Origin of the sequence: Microcoleus sp. FACHB-1515 (genome assembly GCF_014696105.1) — a bacterium.
Lineage (GTDB): Bacteria > Cyanobacteriota > Cyanobacteriia > Elainellales > Elainellaceae > JAAUTJ01.
The window spans coordinates 175507-191747 of record NZ_JACJPO010000038.1 but is presented as its reverse complement, the minus strand read 5'-3'; the positions used below and the strand labels follow the sequence as shown (position 1 = coordinate 191747).

General features: G+C 52.3%; 16 protein-coding genes. 9 read left to right on the top strand and 7 right to left on the bottom strand.

Annotated elements, in window-relative coordinates:
- The first annotated feature begins 16 nt into the window (after positions 1 to 16).
- The 8 genes from H6F67_RS13465 to H6F67_RS13430 all read left to right on the top strand — a co-directional run bounded on the left by H6F67_RS13465 (position 17) and on the right by H6F67_RS13430 (position 7948).
- A complete protein-coding gene (locus tag H6F67_RS13465) occupies positions 17 to 1345 on the top strand; it encodes an OB-fold nucleic acid binding domain-containing protein (protein ID WP_190767114.1) in 1329 nt (442 codons plus the stop codon).
- A gap of 35 nt (positions 1346 to 1380) precedes the next feature.
- Positions 1381 to 2340: an ADP-ribosylglycohydrolase family protein gene (locus H6F67_RS13460; protein WP_348251726.1), complete on the top strand. Its 960-nt coding sequence runs from the start codon at positions 1381 to 1383 to the stop codon at positions 2338 to 2340.
- 272 nt (positions 2341 to 2612) lie between these two features.
- Positions 2613 to 5132, top strand: coding sequence for a nitrite reductase large subunit NirB (gene nirB / locus H6F67_RS13455; protein ID WP_190767113.1), 2520 nt, complete (start codon positions 2613 to 2615; stop codon positions 5130 to 5132).
- Between the two features lie 71 nt (positions 5133 to 5203).
- The gene (gene nirD / locus H6F67_RS13450; protein ID WP_190767112.1) at positions 5204 to 5554 is read left to right on the top strand and encodes a nitrite reductase small subunit NirD; all 351 of its coding nucleotides are present in this window, start codon (positions 5204 to 5206) and stop codon (positions 5552 to 5554) included.
- Between the two features lie 77 nt (positions 5555 to 5631).
- Positions 5632 to 5844: a hypothetical protein gene (locus H6F67_RS13445; RefSeq protein WP_190767111.1), complete on the top strand. Its 213-nt coding sequence runs from the start codon at positions 5632 to 5634 to the stop codon at positions 5842 to 5844.
- 69 nt (positions 5845 to 5913) lie between these two features.
- Entirely contained in the window at positions 5914 to 6663 is a 750-nt protein-coding gene (locus tag H6F67_RS13440; RefSeq protein ID WP_190767110.1) for a WecB/TagA/CpsF family glycosyltransferase, read from the top strand.
- Positions 6664 to 6710: 47 nt separating this feature from the next.
- Positions 6711 to 7427, top strand: a complete 717-nt coding sequence (gene ftsE / locus H6F67_RS13435) for a cell division ATP-binding protein FtsE (RefSeq protein ID WP_190767109.1) — start codon at positions 6711 to 6713, stop codon at positions 7425 to 7427.
- A 47-nt stretch (positions 7428 to 7474) separates the two neighbouring features.
- Positions 7475 to 7948, top strand: a complete 474-nt coding sequence (locus H6F67_RS13430; RefSeq protein WP_190767108.1) for a hypothetical protein — start codon at positions 7475 to 7477, stop codon at positions 7946 to 7948.
- A gap of 36 nt (positions 7949 to 7984) precedes the next feature.
- Here the strand turns inward: H6F67_RS13430 and H6F67_RS13425 are convergent, their stop codons facing one another.
- Positions 7985 to 9145: a helix-turn-helix domain-containing protein gene (locus H6F67_RS13425; protein ID WP_313926824.1), complete on the bottom strand. Its 1161-nt coding sequence runs from the start codon at positions 9143 to 9145 to the stop codon at positions 7985 to 7987.
- 226 nt (positions 9146 to 9371) lie between these two features.
- Here H6F67_RS13425 and H6F67_RS13420 point away from each other — a divergent pair, with 226 nt between their 5' ends.
- Positions 9372 to 11177 (top strand): M3 family oligoendopeptidase, encoded by a 1806-nt coding sequence (locus H6F67_RS13420; protein WP_242020620.1) that lies wholly within the window; start codon positions 9372 to 9374, stop codon positions 11175 to 11177.
- 10 nt (positions 11178 to 11187) lie between these two features.
- On the opposite strand, the gene H6F67_RS13415 is transcribed toward H6F67_RS13420, so the two are convergent.
- The 6 genes from H6F67_RS13415 to H6F67_RS13390 all read right to left on the bottom strand — a co-directional run bounded on the left by H6F67_RS13415 (position 11188) and on the right by H6F67_RS13390 (position 16151).
- Positions 11188 to 11340, bottom strand: coding sequence for a hypothetical protein (locus H6F67_RS13415; RefSeq protein WP_190767106.1), 153 nt, complete (start codon positions 11338 to 11340; stop codon positions 11188 to 11190).
- A gap of 78 nt (positions 11341 to 11418) precedes the next feature.
- Positions 11419 to 13326: an excinuclease ABC subunit UvrC gene (gene uvrC, locus H6F67_RS13410; RefSeq protein ID WP_190767105.1), complete on the bottom strand. Its 1908-nt coding sequence runs from the start codon at positions 13324 to 13326 to the stop codon at positions 11419 to 11421.
- A gap of 103 nt (positions 13327 to 13429) precedes the next feature.
- Entirely contained in the window at positions 13430 to 14149 is a 720-nt protein-coding gene (locus H6F67_RS13405) for an energy-coupling factor ABC transporter ATP-binding protein (protein ID WP_190767104.1), read from the bottom strand.
- A 23-nt stretch (positions 14150 to 14172) separates the two neighbouring features.
- Positions 14173 to 14928 (bottom strand): cobalt ECF transporter T component CbiQ, encoded by a 756-nt coding sequence (gene cbiQ / locus H6F67_RS13400; RefSeq protein ID WP_190767103.1) that lies wholly within the window; start codon positions 14926 to 14928, stop codon positions 14173 to 14175.
- An 18-nt stretch (positions 14929 to 14946) separates the two neighbouring features.
- Positions 14947 to 15597 carry a cobalt transporter CbiM gene (cbiM, locus tag H6F67_RS13395; protein WP_190767102.1) on the bottom strand — a complete coding sequence of 217 codons (651 nt, stop codon included), beginning with the start codon at positions 15595 to 15597 and terminating at the stop codon, positions 14947 to 14949.
- Positions 15598 to 15617: 20 nt separating this feature from the next.
- Entirely contained in the window at positions 15618 to 16151 is a 534-nt protein-coding gene (locus H6F67_RS13390) for a carboxypeptidase regulatory-like domain-containing protein (RefSeq protein ID WP_190767101.1), read from the bottom strand.
- Between the last annotated feature and the right edge of the window lie 90 nt (positions 16152 to 16241).

The window sequence follows — 16241 nt, the reverse complement described above, 5'->3', positions numbered from 1 at the left end:
CTGTGAGGAGCGATCGATGAAAATTGTCAGCCGTGAATCTTTAGGCGTTCAACCTGTTTTTGATATTGGCGTGATCGAAGATCACAATTTCCTGCTGGAGAATGGTGCGATCGCCTCCAACTGCTTCAACAAATCGCACTCAACCGCTTACGGCTACGTCACCTATCAAACGGCGTTCCTAAAAGCCAACTATCCGGTTGAATACATGGCGGCGTTGCTGACCGCAAACAGCGGCGACCAAGACAAGGTGCAAAAATACATTGCCACCTGCATGAACATGGGCATTCAGGTAGAGCTGCCGGATATCAATCGATCGGGCATTGATTTTACGCCTTTGCAAGACAGCATTTTATTCGGTTTGTCTGCTGTTAAGAATGTTGGCTTAGGGGCGATCGAACATCTTCTATCTGCTCGCGAAGAAGGCTTGTTTCAATCATTGAGTGATTTGTGCAGTCGAATTGATTCACGCACCGTCAACCGCCGCGCTCTGGAAGCATTGATTCAGTCGGGCGCGTTTGACTGTCTTGATCCAAATCGCAATCAACTCATGCATGATCTAGATCTTGTGTTGGACTGGGCACAGTCGCGAGCAAAAGATCGAGCAATTGGACAAGGCAATCTATTCGATCTATTTGGCAGTTCTAATGAATCATCTACCAGTTTTGAAGCCGCACCAAAAGCTGCATCTGTTCCTGATTTTCCGCCGCAGGAAAAGCTGAAGCTAGAAAAAGAACTGTTAGGCTTTTACATTTCTGATCATCCCTTGCGGACGATTCATGAAGCTGCAAAAATTCTTGCGCCAATTAGCCTGAGTGAGCTAAGTCATCAAGCGGATAGCTCAATGTTGAGTGCGATCGTTATGGTGTCAAGCATCAAGCCTGTAACGACTAAAAAAGGCGAACGGATGGCGATCGTGCAAATTGAAGATCTCACCGGACATTGCGAGGCGGTTATTTTTCCCAAGGCATTCGATCGAATCAATTCAGTAATTGAGATTGATGCGCGGCTGATGATTTGGGGAAAAGTTGATACTCGTGACGATCGAGTGCAGTTGATTATTGAAGATGCAGAACCAATTGAAACGGTGCAGATGGTGTTAGTTGAATTGGAGCCGCGAACAGCCAGCGATATTACTAAACAGCATCAGCTTCGTACTGTTTTACTCAATCAGCGTGGCGAAGGTGACAAGGCAAAAGTTCCGGTTGTTGCGGTCATCTCTGCAAAGGAACATCGGCAATTTGTGCGGCTAGGTGCTCAATTTCGTGTGTTAGAACAACAGTCTGCCGTGAATGCTTTGCTTCAGGCAGGATTTCAGGCAAGAGCTACGGCACTGACAGGCAGTTAGTGTCAGTTTGACCGAAAATTCGATCGCCGCCTGCTATGATGCTTGGCAGCGCGATCGAAGCTGAAATTATGTCGATACTTGCAGGATTGATGGGGCTGTGTGTGGGAGATGCACTTGGCGTTCCGGTCGAGTTTACGAGTCGATCGCAACGTCAAATTCAGCCTGTCACCACAATGCAAGGCTATGGAACTTGGAATCAGCCACCAGGCACTTGGTCGGATGACAGTTCGCTAACTTTTTGCCTTGCGGAAAGCTTGTGTCAAGGATTTAATCTCGCAGATATTGGCGATCGCTTTTGTCGTTGGTATCAACAAAGCTACTGGACGGCGAGAAATGAAACATTTGATGTGGGTGACACAACTGCACAAGCCATCAATCGAATGCTTCAAGGTGTGCCGCCATTGGAAGCAGGTGGAACAAGTGAACGAAGCAACGGCAACGGCTCACTGATGCGAATTTTACCGATGGCGTTTCTGCATTCAAAGCTGAATTTTCCTGATTTGATCGATCGCGTCCATCAAGTTTCCTGCATCACACACGCGCATCCACGATCGCAAATGGCCTGCGGGATTTACGTGTCGATTGCGATCGCTTTGCTGCAAGGTGACGATCCACACACGGCCTATCAAAAAGGATGCAATCGGATTTCACCGCTGTATAAATTGCCGTTTTTTCAACCAGAATTGAAGCATTTCGATCGCCTTTTTCAGGACGAAATTCACCAGCAATCGATCGATTCGATCGGATCGTCAGGCTACGTGATTGATACGATCGAAGCTGCTTTGTGGTGTTTGCTGAATGGCAAGACCTACGCAGAAACGGTTTTAACAGCGGTGAATTTAGGAGACGATACAGATACAACGGCTGCGGTAACGGGCGGCTTGGCCGGAATTTATTATGGCTTTGAGGCGATTCCAAAAGATTGGATAGAGGCGATCGCTCGCCGCGATGACATCATCGATCTCGCTACTCGATTCGCGGCAGTGTGTGGGTAAAGCAGAAAAAACACAATTTTGAATTACCGCCTAATCCTTTAATAGTTTTCCTATGCTTTGCAGCCGCTTTTCGGCAACTTAATTATTTCAAAGCTGTTACAAATTGAGCTTTGTGGCATTAAAACTTCGACTGATGCAAGAACAGAATTGACCTGATGCAGAACGTGAATCGATCGACCCGATTCCGTATCGAAAGCTACAAAATGCCGCTCGCAACTTTTAGAAACTCTCGATAGGCTTAGCAAGCGAATGGCACTACACGAGAGTTCACGATGTCCCGAAAAAATCTGGTTGTGATTGGGAATGGCATGGTCGGCCACCGCTTCATCGAGCGCATGATCGCTCAGGGCGCGACCCAAGAATGGAACTTGATTACCTTTTGCGAAGAATCGCGACTAGCCTACGATCGCGTCAATCTCAGCGGCTTCTTCTCAGGAAAAACGGCAGAAGATTTATCGCTGGTTGTGCCCGATTCCTATCAAGATGTGCAGGTTTATCTGAATGACAAAGCTGTGGAAATCGATCGCGAATCGCAAACGGTGCGATCGCAAAATGGCAAAGTGGTTCATTACGATAAGCTTGTTCTAGCAACAGGTTCCTATCCGTTTGTGCCGCCGATTCAAGGTAAAGAAGCGCAAGGAACGTTTGTCTATCGCACGATCGATGATTTAGAAGCAATGTCTGCCTACGCGAAAGACTGTCGCGTTGGTGTTGTGATTGGTGGCGGATTATTAGGTCTAGAATGTGCCAATGCCTTGAAAAACTTGGGTTTAGAAACTCACGTTGTTGAGTTTGCACCGCGCTTGATGCCTGTGCAAATTGATGATGTCGGCGGTTCAATACTCAAGCAGAAAATTGAAGCGCTGGGTGTTCAGGTTCATACGAGCAAATCGACGACTGAAATTGTTAGCGAAGCGGGTCGCGTTAGCAAGATGAAATTCGCGGACGGGAGCGAACTAGCAACTGAGATGATCGTGTTTTCGGCTGGCATTCGTCCCCGTGATGAACTCGCCAGAAATTGCGGTTTGGCGATCGGTGAACGCGGCGGTATTGTGATTAATGAAGCCTGCCAAACTTCGGATGAAAATGTGTATGCGATCGGGGAATGTGCCCTCTACCAAAATCGCATTTACGGCCTGGTTGCTCCGGGCTACACGATGGCAAGCGTCGCCGCCGATCACATTTGCGGACGCGCGGCCAGCTTCACCGGAGCGGATATGTCCACCAAGCTGAAGCTGCTGGGTGTCGATGTTGCCAGCTTTGGTGATGCATTTGCTAAAACAGCGGGCGCAACTGAGTTTGCGATTACCGATGCGCGGCAGGGAACCTACAAAAAGCTGGTGATGAACGAGGCGGGCGATCGCTTGCTCGGCGGCATTTTGATCGGCGACGCTTCGGCCTACGGAAATCTGCTGCAACTCGTGCAAAATGCGATCGCCCTCCCACCGCATCCCGAAGATTTGCTGTTACCACCTCGGACGGGAGCGCCTGTTGCGATGGGCGTTGAGAGTTTTCCCGATGCCGCTCAAATCTGCTCGTGCAACAACGTGACGAAGGGCGACATCTGTACGGCAATTCAGGCGAACGGCTTTACGGATGTCGGCAGCGTCAAAGCCTGCACCAAAGCGGGAACTGGCTGCGGTGGCTGCGTTCCGCTCGTCACCGATCTGCTGAAGGCAGAGATGAAAAAGGCGGGGATCGAAGTGAAGAATCACCTGTGCGAGCATTTCGCCTACTCGCGGCAGGAGCTTTATCACATTGTGCGATCGAACCAAATCCGCACCTTTGACGAACTGCTACAGTCACATGGAACCGGACGCGGCTGCGAAATCTGTAAGCCCACTGTTGCTTCGATTCTTGCGTCCGCTTGGAACGACTACGTTCTCAACGCGCCACATGTCGGACTGCAAGATACGAACGACGCATTTCTCGCCAACATTCAGCGCGACGGCACGTACTCGGTTATTCCTCGCGTTCCCGGTGGTGAACTGACGCCCGATCAGCTAATTGCTTTGGGCGAAGTGGCGAAAGAATTTGGCCTCTACACGAAAATTACCGGAGGTCAGCGGGTTGATTTACTGGGCGCAAGAGTCGATCAGCTTCCGCACATTTGGCGGCGACTGGTGGATGCTGGATTTGAGTCGGGTCACGCCTACGGGAAAGCACTGCGGACGGTGAAATCCTGCGTTGGCAGCACTTGGTGTCGGTTTGGCGTACAGGATTCGACCAGTTTGGCGATCGAACTGGAACTGCGCTATCGCGGCCTCCGCGCTCCTCACAAAATCAAGTCTGCTGTGTCGGGCTGCACCCGCGAATGTGCCGAAGCCCAAAGCAAAGATTTCGGCGTTATTGCAACGGAAAAAGGCTGGAATCTGTATGTTTGCGGCAACGGCGGCATGAAACCGCAGCACGCGCAACTGTTAGCAGAAGATTTGGATAAGGAAACTTTGATTCGTTTGATCGATCGCTTCTTGATGTTCTATATCCGCACCGCCAATCGGCTTGAACGGACTGCAACTTGGCTGAACAAATTGGAAGGCGGAGTGGACTATTTGAAGCAGGTTGTTGTGCAAGATTCGATCGGCATCTGCGCTGAACTTGAAGCCGAAATGCAGCACCAGGTGAATACTTATGCTTGCGAATGGAAGACAACGATCGAAAATCCGCAAGCCCTTCAACGCTTCGCGCATTTTGTCAACATCGAGTCGCCTGATCCCAGTTTGATGCAGGTGGAAGAACGCGGACAAAAACGCCCTGCATACGAGCATGAACGCCTGATGGCAATGAACTAGGCGATTGACTGAATTTTGGAGAGGCGTGGTTCACGTCTCTCCAGCTAATTATTTTGAGAGTGGACAAAGTTATGGTTTTTGCACCTTCGATTACCGAGACTCAATGGATTACGGTTTGTTCGATCGATCGCGTTCTTCCCAATACCGGAGTTTGCGCTTTGGTGAATGGTGAACAGGTCGCCATCTTTCGCGTTGATGATAGCTTGTATGCCATTTCTAACTACGATCCGTTTAGCAAAGCGTTTGTTTTGTCGCGGGGAATTGTGGGCGATCGCAACGGTCAACCGAAAGTGGCTTCTCCAATCTACAAGCAAAACTTTTGCCTCAGCACAGGGCAATGTTTCGACGATGAATCAATCAGCCTTCCCATCTATTTAGTCCGCATTGTTGAAGATCAAGTGCAAATTGGCGTAGGCTCTTAATCGCTGCTGACTATGATCGAAGAAGCCGCTGAAATCTAAAATCGGCGGCTTTCAACGTATCAGGCGGAACGATCGAGATGTTGGAATATCGCAGCGTTGTTTGTGTCTTTCATGGAATTGGCGTAAGTGAGGAAATTCGCATCCTGCGAATCAATGGACAAGAGCAGCCGGAATGGAAAGGTAGGCGCTGGGTGGACTATTTGAATACATCGGCGCGTGACGGCTGGGAACTGGTGACGGTTAATCATCTTGGCGGTGGTCTCCTTGTCCATTTCAAGCGAGAGATTTAATGATTGACTTTTCTGGAACCAGACAAGCTAAAATCCCTGCTGTATCGATCGCTTTTGTGAGGAGTGTAGATGGAAGTATCGCGATCGCAGGCGAACGCTGAGTCGTCCCAAGCAACAGTGCTGGGTTCCCCAATTCATTTGCTCAATGACTATCCACAGTGGCTGCTCGATCGAGTCCACCATCAGGGCGTGCATGTCGTGACATTGAATGCAGAAATGGCAATGCAGGCCGAGCAAAATTCCGCTTTGGCGCAGGTGATCGATCGCGCTGAACTCGTAATTCCCGATGGGTCGGGTGTCGTGCTGTATCTGTGGATGCGCGGGCACAAAGTGCAGCGCTGTCCGGGGATTGAACTGGCGGAGACAGTTTTGCGGCGGTTGCCTGCGGATGCAACGGTTTTCTTTTATGGCGGTGCGCCCGGAGTGACCGAGCAGGCGGCGATCGAGTGGCAGCGTCGCGATCCCAATTTGACGATCGCGGGAACCGCACACGGCTTTTTATCGAGCGAAGAACAAGCCCAGCTTTTGAACCAACTGCGGACGCTTCAGCCGAGCGTGATTTTGGTGGGCTTGGGCGTGCCGCGCCAAGAGCTTTGGATCGCGGAGCATCGATCGATTTGTCCCAAGGCAATTTGGATTGGCGTTGGCGGCAGCTTTGACATTTGGGCGGGCACGAAAGATCGCGCTCCAGGCTGGCTGCGCGACAATCATCTCGAATGGACGTACCGACTTTATCAGGAGCCTTGGCGCTGGCGGCGAATGCTGGCTCTGCCGAAATTTGCCTGGAAATCGATCGTTTCGCTGCGATCGCTTCCCTAAGTTCCAGCTTGCCGCTACAATGACCTGCCAAAGTTTCTAGATTGGCTATGCCGTTTGCAACACCGACTCAATCTCCTGATCGCACCGAAACCACCGCCCCGATCGTGCGACTGCAACAGGTAACAAAGGTTTACCCGAACGGTGCTCGCGGTCTGATCGACGTAAATCTGCGCGTGCATCAAGGCGATTTTATTTTCATCACGGGGCCATCGGGATCAGGCAAATCCACGCTGCTCAAACTCTTGTATGGAGCTGAACGCGCGACGCAGGGCGATGTGCAGGTGCAAGATTGTGACCTGATGCGGATTCGATCGCACCAACTCGCGCTCTTACGCCGTCGCATCGGTGTCGTCTTTCAAGACTACAAGCTGATTCCCCGCCGCACAGTCGCCGAAAATGTTGCGTTTGTCTTGTGGTCGCAGGGCTTCACGCGCAAAGAAATTCAGCGCCGTCTCTTGCCCACGCTGCGAATGGTCGGCCTGCAAGATAAAGGCGATCGATTTCCCGATCAGCTTTCGGGCGGCGAACAGCAGCGCGTCAGCATTGCTCGTGCGATCGTCAGTACGCCCCCCTTACTGTTGGCCGATGAGCCAACCGGAAATCTTGACATGGACAACGCCGCGCAGGTCGTGCAGATTCTCAAAAAGCTCAACGGCATTGGCATCACCGTAATTATCACCACGCACGATGAGAATCTGGTGCGTCTGCATCGCCATCATGTCGTGCAGCTTCGCGACGGCAGATTGTTTCAGCCGCTGCGGTAATCGATTTATCTAGATAGATTAAAGCAACCAGTCAATAAGGTTTCAGTATGCAGGAGACTCCTGAACCAGATAAACAGCTTGCGGTTGAAGTGCTGTTGAAAATGTACGAAACCAGATACATGCTGGCTAAACAAGCTGAAGATCAAAGAGCGACAATGAGTAATTTCTTAATTACAATTGCCGCTGTCATGTTCGCTTTCATTTCACAACAAGGGTTCTCAAGAAAAACGATTATTATCAGTTTTTTAACAATCTTGCTTGGTTTGTTTGGTCTATTTATGTCAGCGAAGTATTCGCAGCATTACATAAAAAATGATAGGGTAGCTAGGTCAATTAGAAATCGTATTTCTCAGCTTTGCCCAGAAGCACAGCTACGAGAAATCGAGCATAAAGCATTAGATGAAAGCGCACAGCAGAGCTTGTTTTTTAGCAAAGTGCCGACTTTATATCTTTGGTCTACACTGCATGTCTCGATTTGCTTGATCGGAGCATTATGTATATTGCTTGCATTACTACAATAGGCAGTCGAAATTAGTAACATCAGTGCGATCTAATCATTAGAGCGAACTTACGGGCTGAACTTCGGCAAGCGATCGCAGCACCAAAGCCAAGCGCATCTGCACAGCATCGTCAAAGCGGCGCGGCTCCAGTCCGGTCAATGAGGTGATTTTCTCCAGGCGGTAGCTTAGAGTGTTGCGATGAATCGAAAGGCGTTTGGCGGTTGTCGAGGGGCAGCAGTCCTCGGTGAAAAAGGCGTTGAGTGTGGTGAGCAAATCCGGCTCGTGGTCGAGCGGGCTGAGCAGATATCGCGCCAGTTCGATTTTCGTGCGCTCGTCGGCAATCCCGACAAAGGCGGCGATCCCCAAGCGACCGAGGCAGTAGACTTGATTGCAGCCTTGAAAGCGACTGCCCAAGGATAAAGCGGCCTGCGCGTCTTGATACGATCGCGCCAAACCCCGCACCCCCGGATGATAGCGGCCAATGCCGACGCTGATTGCGGCTCGCGTGTCGTTACGCAGTCGCAGCAGCAGTGCATCCGCCGCTCGTCGCAACGCCGTCAGGTTTGTCCAGGATGAAGTGCATTCGCCGCTGGGCGGACAGTCTGCCCATAGCTCTAGGTTTTTGCTGTCGCTGGCTTTGAGGACGGCAACTTTGCCTTCTCCCAAGTCAGCGCAGATCGTGTCGCTGGGCAAATGAAAAAAGCTGACGACGCTGCCAATCACAAGCTGAGCACGGCGGCGTTCGGTTTCGCTGTTGCCGCCTGCTAAGACGAAATTCGCCGCATCAATCAAAATAACGGCTCTGGGCGGCGACAAATCGATACCGAGCGGTTTGGCCTGATCGATCGCTACCTCGTCGCTCAATCGCCCGTGCAGCAGATCCGCCAAAAACTGATGCTTGACTTCTGGCGAGTAAATCGATCGCGCCTGTCCCGTAGTTTGATGGATGACCAGTTCCACCAGCACTTGCGCCAGTCGGGGTGAAATGGCTTCATCGCCGCTGGGTTCCCCGACGATCACTTCGCCCGTCTGCGCCTGCAAGCGAAACGGCACGCGCAAAAACTGACTGACCTGATCAGAAGTTGAACCAATCTGATCGCGATCGCTGCTGGTGATCACGATGCCGCGATCGTTGGTGACGCAGACTGGAGCGAACAGCAGTTCGGAAACTCTCCCTGTCACTAGATTGGCGACACGAGCAAAATGAGGCGAAATCACAAGCGAAGATCCTAGGAGTTGGCGTCAATCGATCAGGCCGAGAATAGGTTCGTAGTTTCGGTTAAACTCCCACCAAAGTACATCTGTCCGAGGGGTCAAAAAGTTTTCAATCTTTGGATACAAGAACGGCTGGATCAGTGCGAGGAACGGCTCAATTGAAACACGATCGCGTCAGCGCTCCCGGAACGGTATCGCTACCATGAAGAAAACGACAAAGGAGCCTATTTTGGTTGACTCTCTCACATCTGCCACTCAGCTTGATGCCCCTCAAGAATGGAACTTGAGCGATCTCTATCAAGGTTTTGACGATCCACAATTCACAGCAGATCTTGACAATTTGCGGCACAGTGCGATCGCCTTTCGCGACCAGCATCGCGGCAAGGTCGGTGAACTGGATGCGACGGCACTGACGGCGGCACTGAGGGAACTGGAAGCGATCGCCGAAAAATCCGGCTATCTCTATGCTTTTCCCTCGCTGGTTTTTTCTGCTGACACGCGCAATACCGAAGCCAAGCAGTTTCTTGACAAGGTGATGGAAGCCTTGACCGAAGTTGAAAATCAACTGCTGTTTTTCGACTTGGAACTGCAAGAAATTCCCGCCGATCGCTTCACCACGCTGCAAGCTGATTCCGCTTTAGCAAACTATCAGCACTATCTCGATCGCATTGCCGCATATCGTCCGCACAAACTGCCCGAAGCCGTCGAGCAAACGCGCAATCAAGACAGCTTGACCGGACGGCAGGCGTTTATCAATTTGCGATCGGTTCATTTGGGTGAACAAGAATACACCCCTGTCGAAACGCCGGAAGGCAAAACCGCTAGTTCTGAGGCAGAATTGGGTGCGCTGCTCTTCCATCCGTCACCGGATGTGCGCTTGGCGGCTTATCAGTCTGTGCGGCAAGTGATGCGCCAGCACAATTCCCTTTATGGCTTCATCCTGAATACGGTTGCACAAGACCACCGAATTGAAAGCCAAATTCGGCAGCATGAATCGACGTTGCACAAGCAGCTTTTGGCCGATCAGGTGTCGGAGCCTGTGTTTCGAGCGATTATGCAGGGAACGGGCGATCGATTTGAGCTATTTCAGCGCTACTACCGTTTGAAAAGTCAGGCGATCGGACAGTCGATTCGCATTTGTGACATCTATGCACCCTGGTCAGATGCTGCACCGGAACCGATTTCCTATCAGTCTGGTGTCGAAACATTGCTGTCTGCGCTGGAGCAATTTGACGTGAATTATGCGCGGCGGGCAGAAGAATTTTTTGTCAAAAATTGGGTGGATGCGAAAGTGCGTCCGGGCAAGCGCGGCGGTGCATTTTGCGCTTATACCTACGGAAAGCACAGCTATTTGCTGATGTCCTACACCGAAGATTACAACTCGCTATTCACGCTGGCGCACGAAATGGGGCACGGACTGCACTTTGCTTGGATTGGCGATCGCCAATCTTATTTCAACAGCAATCCGCCGATGGTGCTGGCCGAAATTGCTTCAACGTTCAACGAATTGCTGCTGCTCGATTATTTGCTTGCTCAGGCAAAAGATAACAAGACGTTGAGCAAAACGCTGATCACGCGCCAGCTTGAGGATCAGCTTAATTTGCTGTTTCGACAAAGCACAATCAGTCGGTTGGAATTGGCGATTCACGATCGCGCTCAGCAAGGCAGTTTCAATCACGAATTTGTGAATGAGCAGTGGATGTCGCTGTATCAAAATTTGTGTGGCGATGCGGTTGAACTGCTGCCAGAACATCAATATGACTGGGCGAGAATTGGTCATATTTACTTCAAGCCGTTCTATTGCTATCAGTACACGGCCTCCAATATTGTCAGCCTGGCTTGCTATCAAAAATATCGCGAAGTGGGCAAAGAGTTTATTCCAGGATATTTGGAGCTGTTGGCTTCAGGTGGTAGTCAGGATCAGGTAGCGGCGTTGCGGCAGTATGTTGGCGTGGATATCGAAGATCCCACTACGATTCGGAATGCCTTGAATTATGTGGAAGGGTTGCTGAATCAGCTCCAGGCAACGCTGTAGGGATCGATTCCTACGGACAGCGCTTCGCGGCCAGCAAAGCTGATCCGGAACGGATCGCCTTTTGACGACATTCGATCGCGCCCCGCAAAAATACGGCAAAAATTTCTCCGATTTCTTCCGGATTGCTACAGGCACTTAGGGAAGAAGGGAATGGTAGATGCACCCTGATTCATTCCCCTGGCGGTTCGCCGTCAGGGGTTTTTTTTGCGAATGGGGAGGAAGCAAATTGCCACAGCAATCATCAAGAAACGGAGGTTTCTTCGGCGGGCGTTTGCGGATGGAAATATTCGTAGATTTGCTGTGCCATTTTGGGGCCGATGCCGGGAACTTCGGCAATCTGCTTGGGACTGGCTTCGCGCAGATAATCGATCGATCGAAAATGCGCCAGAAGTAATTTTTGGCGATGGTGGCCGAGTCCGGGAATTTCTTCGAGGCGCGATCGACTCATGCGGGCGCTGCGCTGCTGACGGTGGAAGCTGACGGCGAAGCGGTGTGCCTCGTCACGTAAACGGCGCAACAATTGCACTCCGGGCTGTTCGGCCTCGGTGGTTAAGGGCAGCGATTCACCGGGGAGAAAAATTTCTTCGCGCTGTTTGGCAAGGCTGACGACTTTCACGTCCTCCATCAGGTTCATCTCGCGCAGCACTTCCACAACAGCGGAAAGCTGGCCTTTGCCGCCATCGATCATGACCAGATCGGGAAAGTCGGGATTGCCGACGCGCTGCAAATTTGGATCTTGGGCATAGCGACGGAAGCGGCGGCTGATCACTTCGGCCATGCTCGCGAAGTCGTCGGAGTGACCCGATCGCACAGTCGGATTTTTGATTTTGTAGTGCCGATAGTGCTGCTTGCCCGGAAGTCCGTCGATGAACACGACCTGCGAAGCGACCGCATCCGAGCCTTGCACGTGCGAAATGTCGTAGCCTTCGATGCGGTGCGGCAAATCGGGCAGATCGAGAATCTGCGCCAGATCGAGCATGGCGGCGTTGTTGCGATCGCTAAATTTGCGCGTCCGCGCCAGTTCATACTCGGCGTTGCGCTCGACCATTTCGATCAGTTCCGCTTTGGTTTGGCGCTGCGGCTCAAAAATCGACACCTTGCGGCCTTTGCGATCGCTCAAGAATTCGCTCAAAAATTCCTGCTGCGGAATGGCGTGCTGCACGAGAATTTCGGCAGGAATCTCGACCGGATCGACCATCTGATAGTGTTCTTCTAGGACGCGCTGCAAAATCGCGCCCGCTGTGCCCGACTGAGCATCGGCGACAAAGCCCAAGCGTCCGACCAAGCGACCTGCGCGAATTTGGAAAAGCTGAATGCAGGCGTGCTGCTCGTCAGCGGCAAGGGCGATCGCATCTCGCGAAACCGTATCATCCGGCAGGGCAACTTTCTGATCGGCACTAAGCGACTGCAAGCCACGAATTTGATCGCGCAGTCGGGCAGCATACTCAAAGTTCAATTCTTCAGCCGCTTTTTCCATCTGCACCTGAAGGATGTCCTCAAGCTCTTTCGTGCGTCCCTGGAAGATCATCGCCACGCGCTGCATCATCTTTCGATATTCTTCCACCGAAACGAGTCCCTGACAGACGCCCATGCAGCGGCCAATGTCGTAGTTGAGGCAGGCGCGGTCTTTGAACAGCGGTTGCGATCGCTGCTTGAGCGGAAAAATCCGCTTGACCAGCCGCAACGTACTCCGCAGCGCATACACATCCACGTAGGGGCCATAGTACCGATCTTTTTCTTTGCCTGCGCGTCGATTGCGCGTAATGAAAATGCGCGGATATTCCTCGCTCCAGGTGATGCAAAGATACGGATATTTCTTGTCGTCTTTCAGCAGCACGTTGAAGTGGGGCTGATGCTGCTTAATCAAGTTCGCTTCGAGGGCGAGCGCTTCTGCTTCGGTGTCGGTGACGATAAATTCAATCTCAACAATCTGCATCACCATCAGGGCAATGCGCGGATTGCGATCGTGGTCTTCGCGAAAATACGATCGCACCCGCGATCGCAAACTTTTCGACTTGCCGATATACAAAATATTGTCGCTGGCATCGCGCATAAAGTAGACTCCCGGTTCTTGGGGAATCTCTTTGAGCCGCGCCTTGAGGCGATCGGGGTCTTTGACGAGCGTTAGCGGCTTAGGGGATGTCGTCACGGGTGCAAAAGGGGCGATCGATCTACTTCTAGAATACTGCGCTCCTCTTTCCCCAGCGGGAGAATATCCGAATTGGCAAGGGTGAATCTACCGACAAACTGCGTTATTCAGCCGCGATCGAAGCGGGAACTTCCAATTCATAAGCGGTCATCAAAGCGCGATCGCCCATAATTTCCTGTGGCGTTCCATCTGCGATTACCTGACCGTTTGACATGAGAATAATGCGATCGCAAACTTCCAGCAAAAACTCGAAATCGTGAGAAGTAATGACGGTCGTTTGAGGCGCGGTTTTGAGGAATTCAATCAGGCGACGACGGGCGCGGAGGTCAAGATTCGCACTGGGTTCATCGTAGAGGATCACCTGCGGCTGCATGGCGAGAATGCCTGCGATCGCCACCATTCGCTTTTCACCCCCGGAAAGATGATGCGGCGGACGCTGCGCCAAAGCTTCCACTCCGGTACAGCGCATCGCCTCACCAACACGGCGATCGATTTCGGCTGCTGACAAGCCCAAATTCTGCGGCGCAAACGCAATATCGTCCCAAACGGACGTGCAAAATAGCTGATCGTTGGGATTTTGCAGCACCAGACCGATATCCGGGCAAAAGGCTCCGGGCTGCACCTGTTTTTCAAAGACGAAAATCTCGCCAGATTGTGGAATCAAAACACCGCAAATTAACAGAAATAATGTGGTTTTGCCGCAGCCATTATGTCCGATCAGGCCGACGCGATCGCCCTTATGAATCGTCAAATTCACCGATTTCAAAACCGGATCTTGATTTGGATAGGCAAAGGACAAATTCGAGACGGCGATCGCATCCATGCGGCAACTTCAGGCAACGTTTCTCACCATAAAGCATCCGCCACGACAAAGCCAATTGCGATCGTCAGGGCAATCGCCAGCTTGAGACGGCTGGCAAAATCGATCGCAGGCAGACTCGATCGCACAGGCTGACCGTAGCCGCGCAGTCGCATCGCCTGATAGACGCGATCGGCCTGTTCATAGCTGCGAATCAGCAAAGTTCCAATTAAGGCGGCGATGCGCGGCCAGTCGCGACGCGGACGCTTAAGCGTAAATCCCCGTAGCCGCATCGCCTGCTGCATCTGCGCTAAGCTGGCGCTCAGTTCAAACACATAGCGGTAGGAAAGCAGCAGTAAATCGGTGAGAATCAGCGGCAGTCCGATCGCCCGCATCGATCGCACCGTCACCAGAAACGGCGCAGTGCCCAGCCAGATCAAGCTGATCGTGACGATCGCCAAAAATCGCCCGACAATCAGCAGCATCGCCATCATGCCTTCTTGACGCAGACTCAAAATTCCCCACTGCCACACAATCGTTTCGCCGGAAATGAACGGCAGCAGCAGCACGATCGCCAGCAGCATTCCGCCCGGATAGCGAATCCGGCTCGTCCAAAAGTCGATCGGCAAGCGGGAAACGACGTACAGCAGCAGCGTGACGCTCAGCATCCAGGGAACGAGCCACAGCGTTTTGACGGTTGCGAAGGCAAAGGCGATCGACAGCAAACCAATCAGCTTACAGCGCGGCTCCCACTGGTGAATCGGGGATTTCAGGCGGGCGAATTGGTCAATTTCAGGCTGCATCGTTTTCCAGGTGCATCGTCACGATCGCGAATCGATCGCGGGAACCAGTTCCGGCTTGACGCGCTGCAAAAATCCGATTAGCAAGGCGGTGAAGATGCCTTCAATCAGCATCAGCGGCAGGTTGGTGACAAGCAATCCCAAGATTGCGGCTCGTTCCGTTGCCACATCCAGACCTGCGGGCAGAAAAGCGATCGTCAGCGTCGCAAACAGCAGCGTGGACAGGCCAACGCCGATCGCACCTGCCAGAAATGCAAACAGAAGAATCGCCCACCGATGTTTCGAGAATCGCGAGTGCAGCTTGAACAGTTGAGCAGCAGCGATCGCTGGCAGTCCCATCACGAGCGCATTCAGGCCGAGCGTCGTCAGTCCACCATGTCCGAACATGACGGCTTGCAGGAATAAGCCGACCAAAACCGCCGGAAACGCATAAGCACCCAAAACCGCACCCAGCAAGCCGTTGAGGATCAAATGCAGGCTGGTGGGCGGCAGCGGAATGTGAATTGAAGAGGCGACGAAAAAGGCGGCTGTCAGCAGGGCGGCTTTGGGAACTCCGGCTGTGGGGTTGGGCTGACGGTGAATCGATCGCAGCGAAAGCCAAGTCGCCAATCCGGTCAGGCCAAAACCTGCCGCGCAAATCGGAGCCGAAACTAAACCGTCAGGAAGGTGCATCGATCGCCTCTGATAACGTGCTAATTTTGCGGCTGCTGACGCTTAGAATTTCGCGAGAAAAACAGCGCCGTGCCAATACAGCCCCAAATCACTGAACCGATCATGACACCCTTTTGCAGGGGCGAAGCCGTTGCCGCCGTCATCGGAACGGAAGCAGGCTGATCAAGAATGGGCGCATCTGCATGAGCAGGCTGATCAGCGGCAGCAGTGGTGACAGACGCAGTTGGCGCAGTGGTGGCAGCGGCAACGGGAATCGTCAACGCTGCGCCGTGTCCGGCCTGCTGAATCTTGACTTGCCAGTTGCCCGATCGAGTCGGAACGAAGGTGAAGCGGCCTTCAGCGTCGGTCTGGACGGTTTGCCAAGGAGTCGAGGAATTGTCGGGTGAGAAGATGATCACCTGCGCGTTCGCCATTGGTTCGCCAGAATCGTAAGCGGCGGACACCTCAAACCCTTGGCGCGGCTGATACTGCACTTCGACACCATGCGCGATCGCCTTTTGCGACACCAACGTCAGGCCAGCCGCGATCGTCAATCCCAAAAACTGTGACTTCATCGTTTGCAGGGCATGAAAATCTTTCTCATCTTAGCGCTGCGATCGACTCGCGCAACTTGAGATTGAGCATTTCTACAGTGGCTAACTCAT

Bases quoted from the DNA above. Each gene is read 5' to 3' on its own strand.
- H6F67_RS13460 (WP_348251726.1), top strand. From the start codon at position 1,381: ATGATGCTTGGCAGCGCGATCGAAGCTGAAATTATGTCGATACTTGCA.
- H6F67_RS13430 (WP_190767108.1), top strand. From the start codon at position 7,475: ATGCAGGAGACTCCTGAACCAGATAAACAGCTTGCGGTTGAAGTGCTG.
- ftsE (WP_190767109.1), top strand. From the start codon at position 6,711: ATGCCGTTTGCAACACCGACTCAATCTCCTGATCGCACCGAAACCACC.
- nirD (WP_190767112.1), top strand. From the start codon at position 5,204: ATGGTTTTTGCACCTTCGATTACCGAGACTCAATGGATTACGGTTTGT.
- H6F67_RS13405 (WP_190767104.1), bottom strand. From the start codon at position 14,149: ATGGATGCGATCGCCGTCTCGAATTTGTCCTTTGCCTATCCAAATCAA.
- H6F67_RS13445 (WP_190767111.1), top strand. From the start codon at position 5,632: ATGTTGGAATATCGCAGCGTTGTTTGTGTCTTTCATGGAATTGGCGTA.
- cbiM (WP_190767102.1), bottom strand. From the start codon at position 15,597: ATGCACCTTCCTGACGGTTTAGTTTCGGCTCCGATTTGCGCGGCAGGT.
- H6F67_RS13390 (WP_190767101.1), bottom strand. From the start codon at position 16,151: ATGAAGTCACAGTTTTTGGGATTGACGATCGCGGCTGGCCTGACGTTG.
- H6F67_RS13465 (WP_190767114.1), top strand. From the start codon at position 17: ATGAAAATTGTCAGCCGTGAATCTTTAGGCGTTCAACCTGTTTTTGAT.
- cbiQ (WP_190767103.1), bottom strand. From the start codon at position 14,928: ATGCAGCCTGAAATTGACCAATTCGCCCGCCTGAAATCCCCGATTCAC.
- H6F67_RS13440 (WP_190767110.1), top strand. From the start codon at position 5,914: ATGGAAGTATCGCGATCGCAGGCGAACGCTGAGTCGTCCCAAGCAACA.
- nirB (WP_190767113.1), top strand. From the start codon at position 2,613: ATGTCCCGAAAAAATCTGGTTGTGATTGGGAATGGCATGGTCGGCCAC.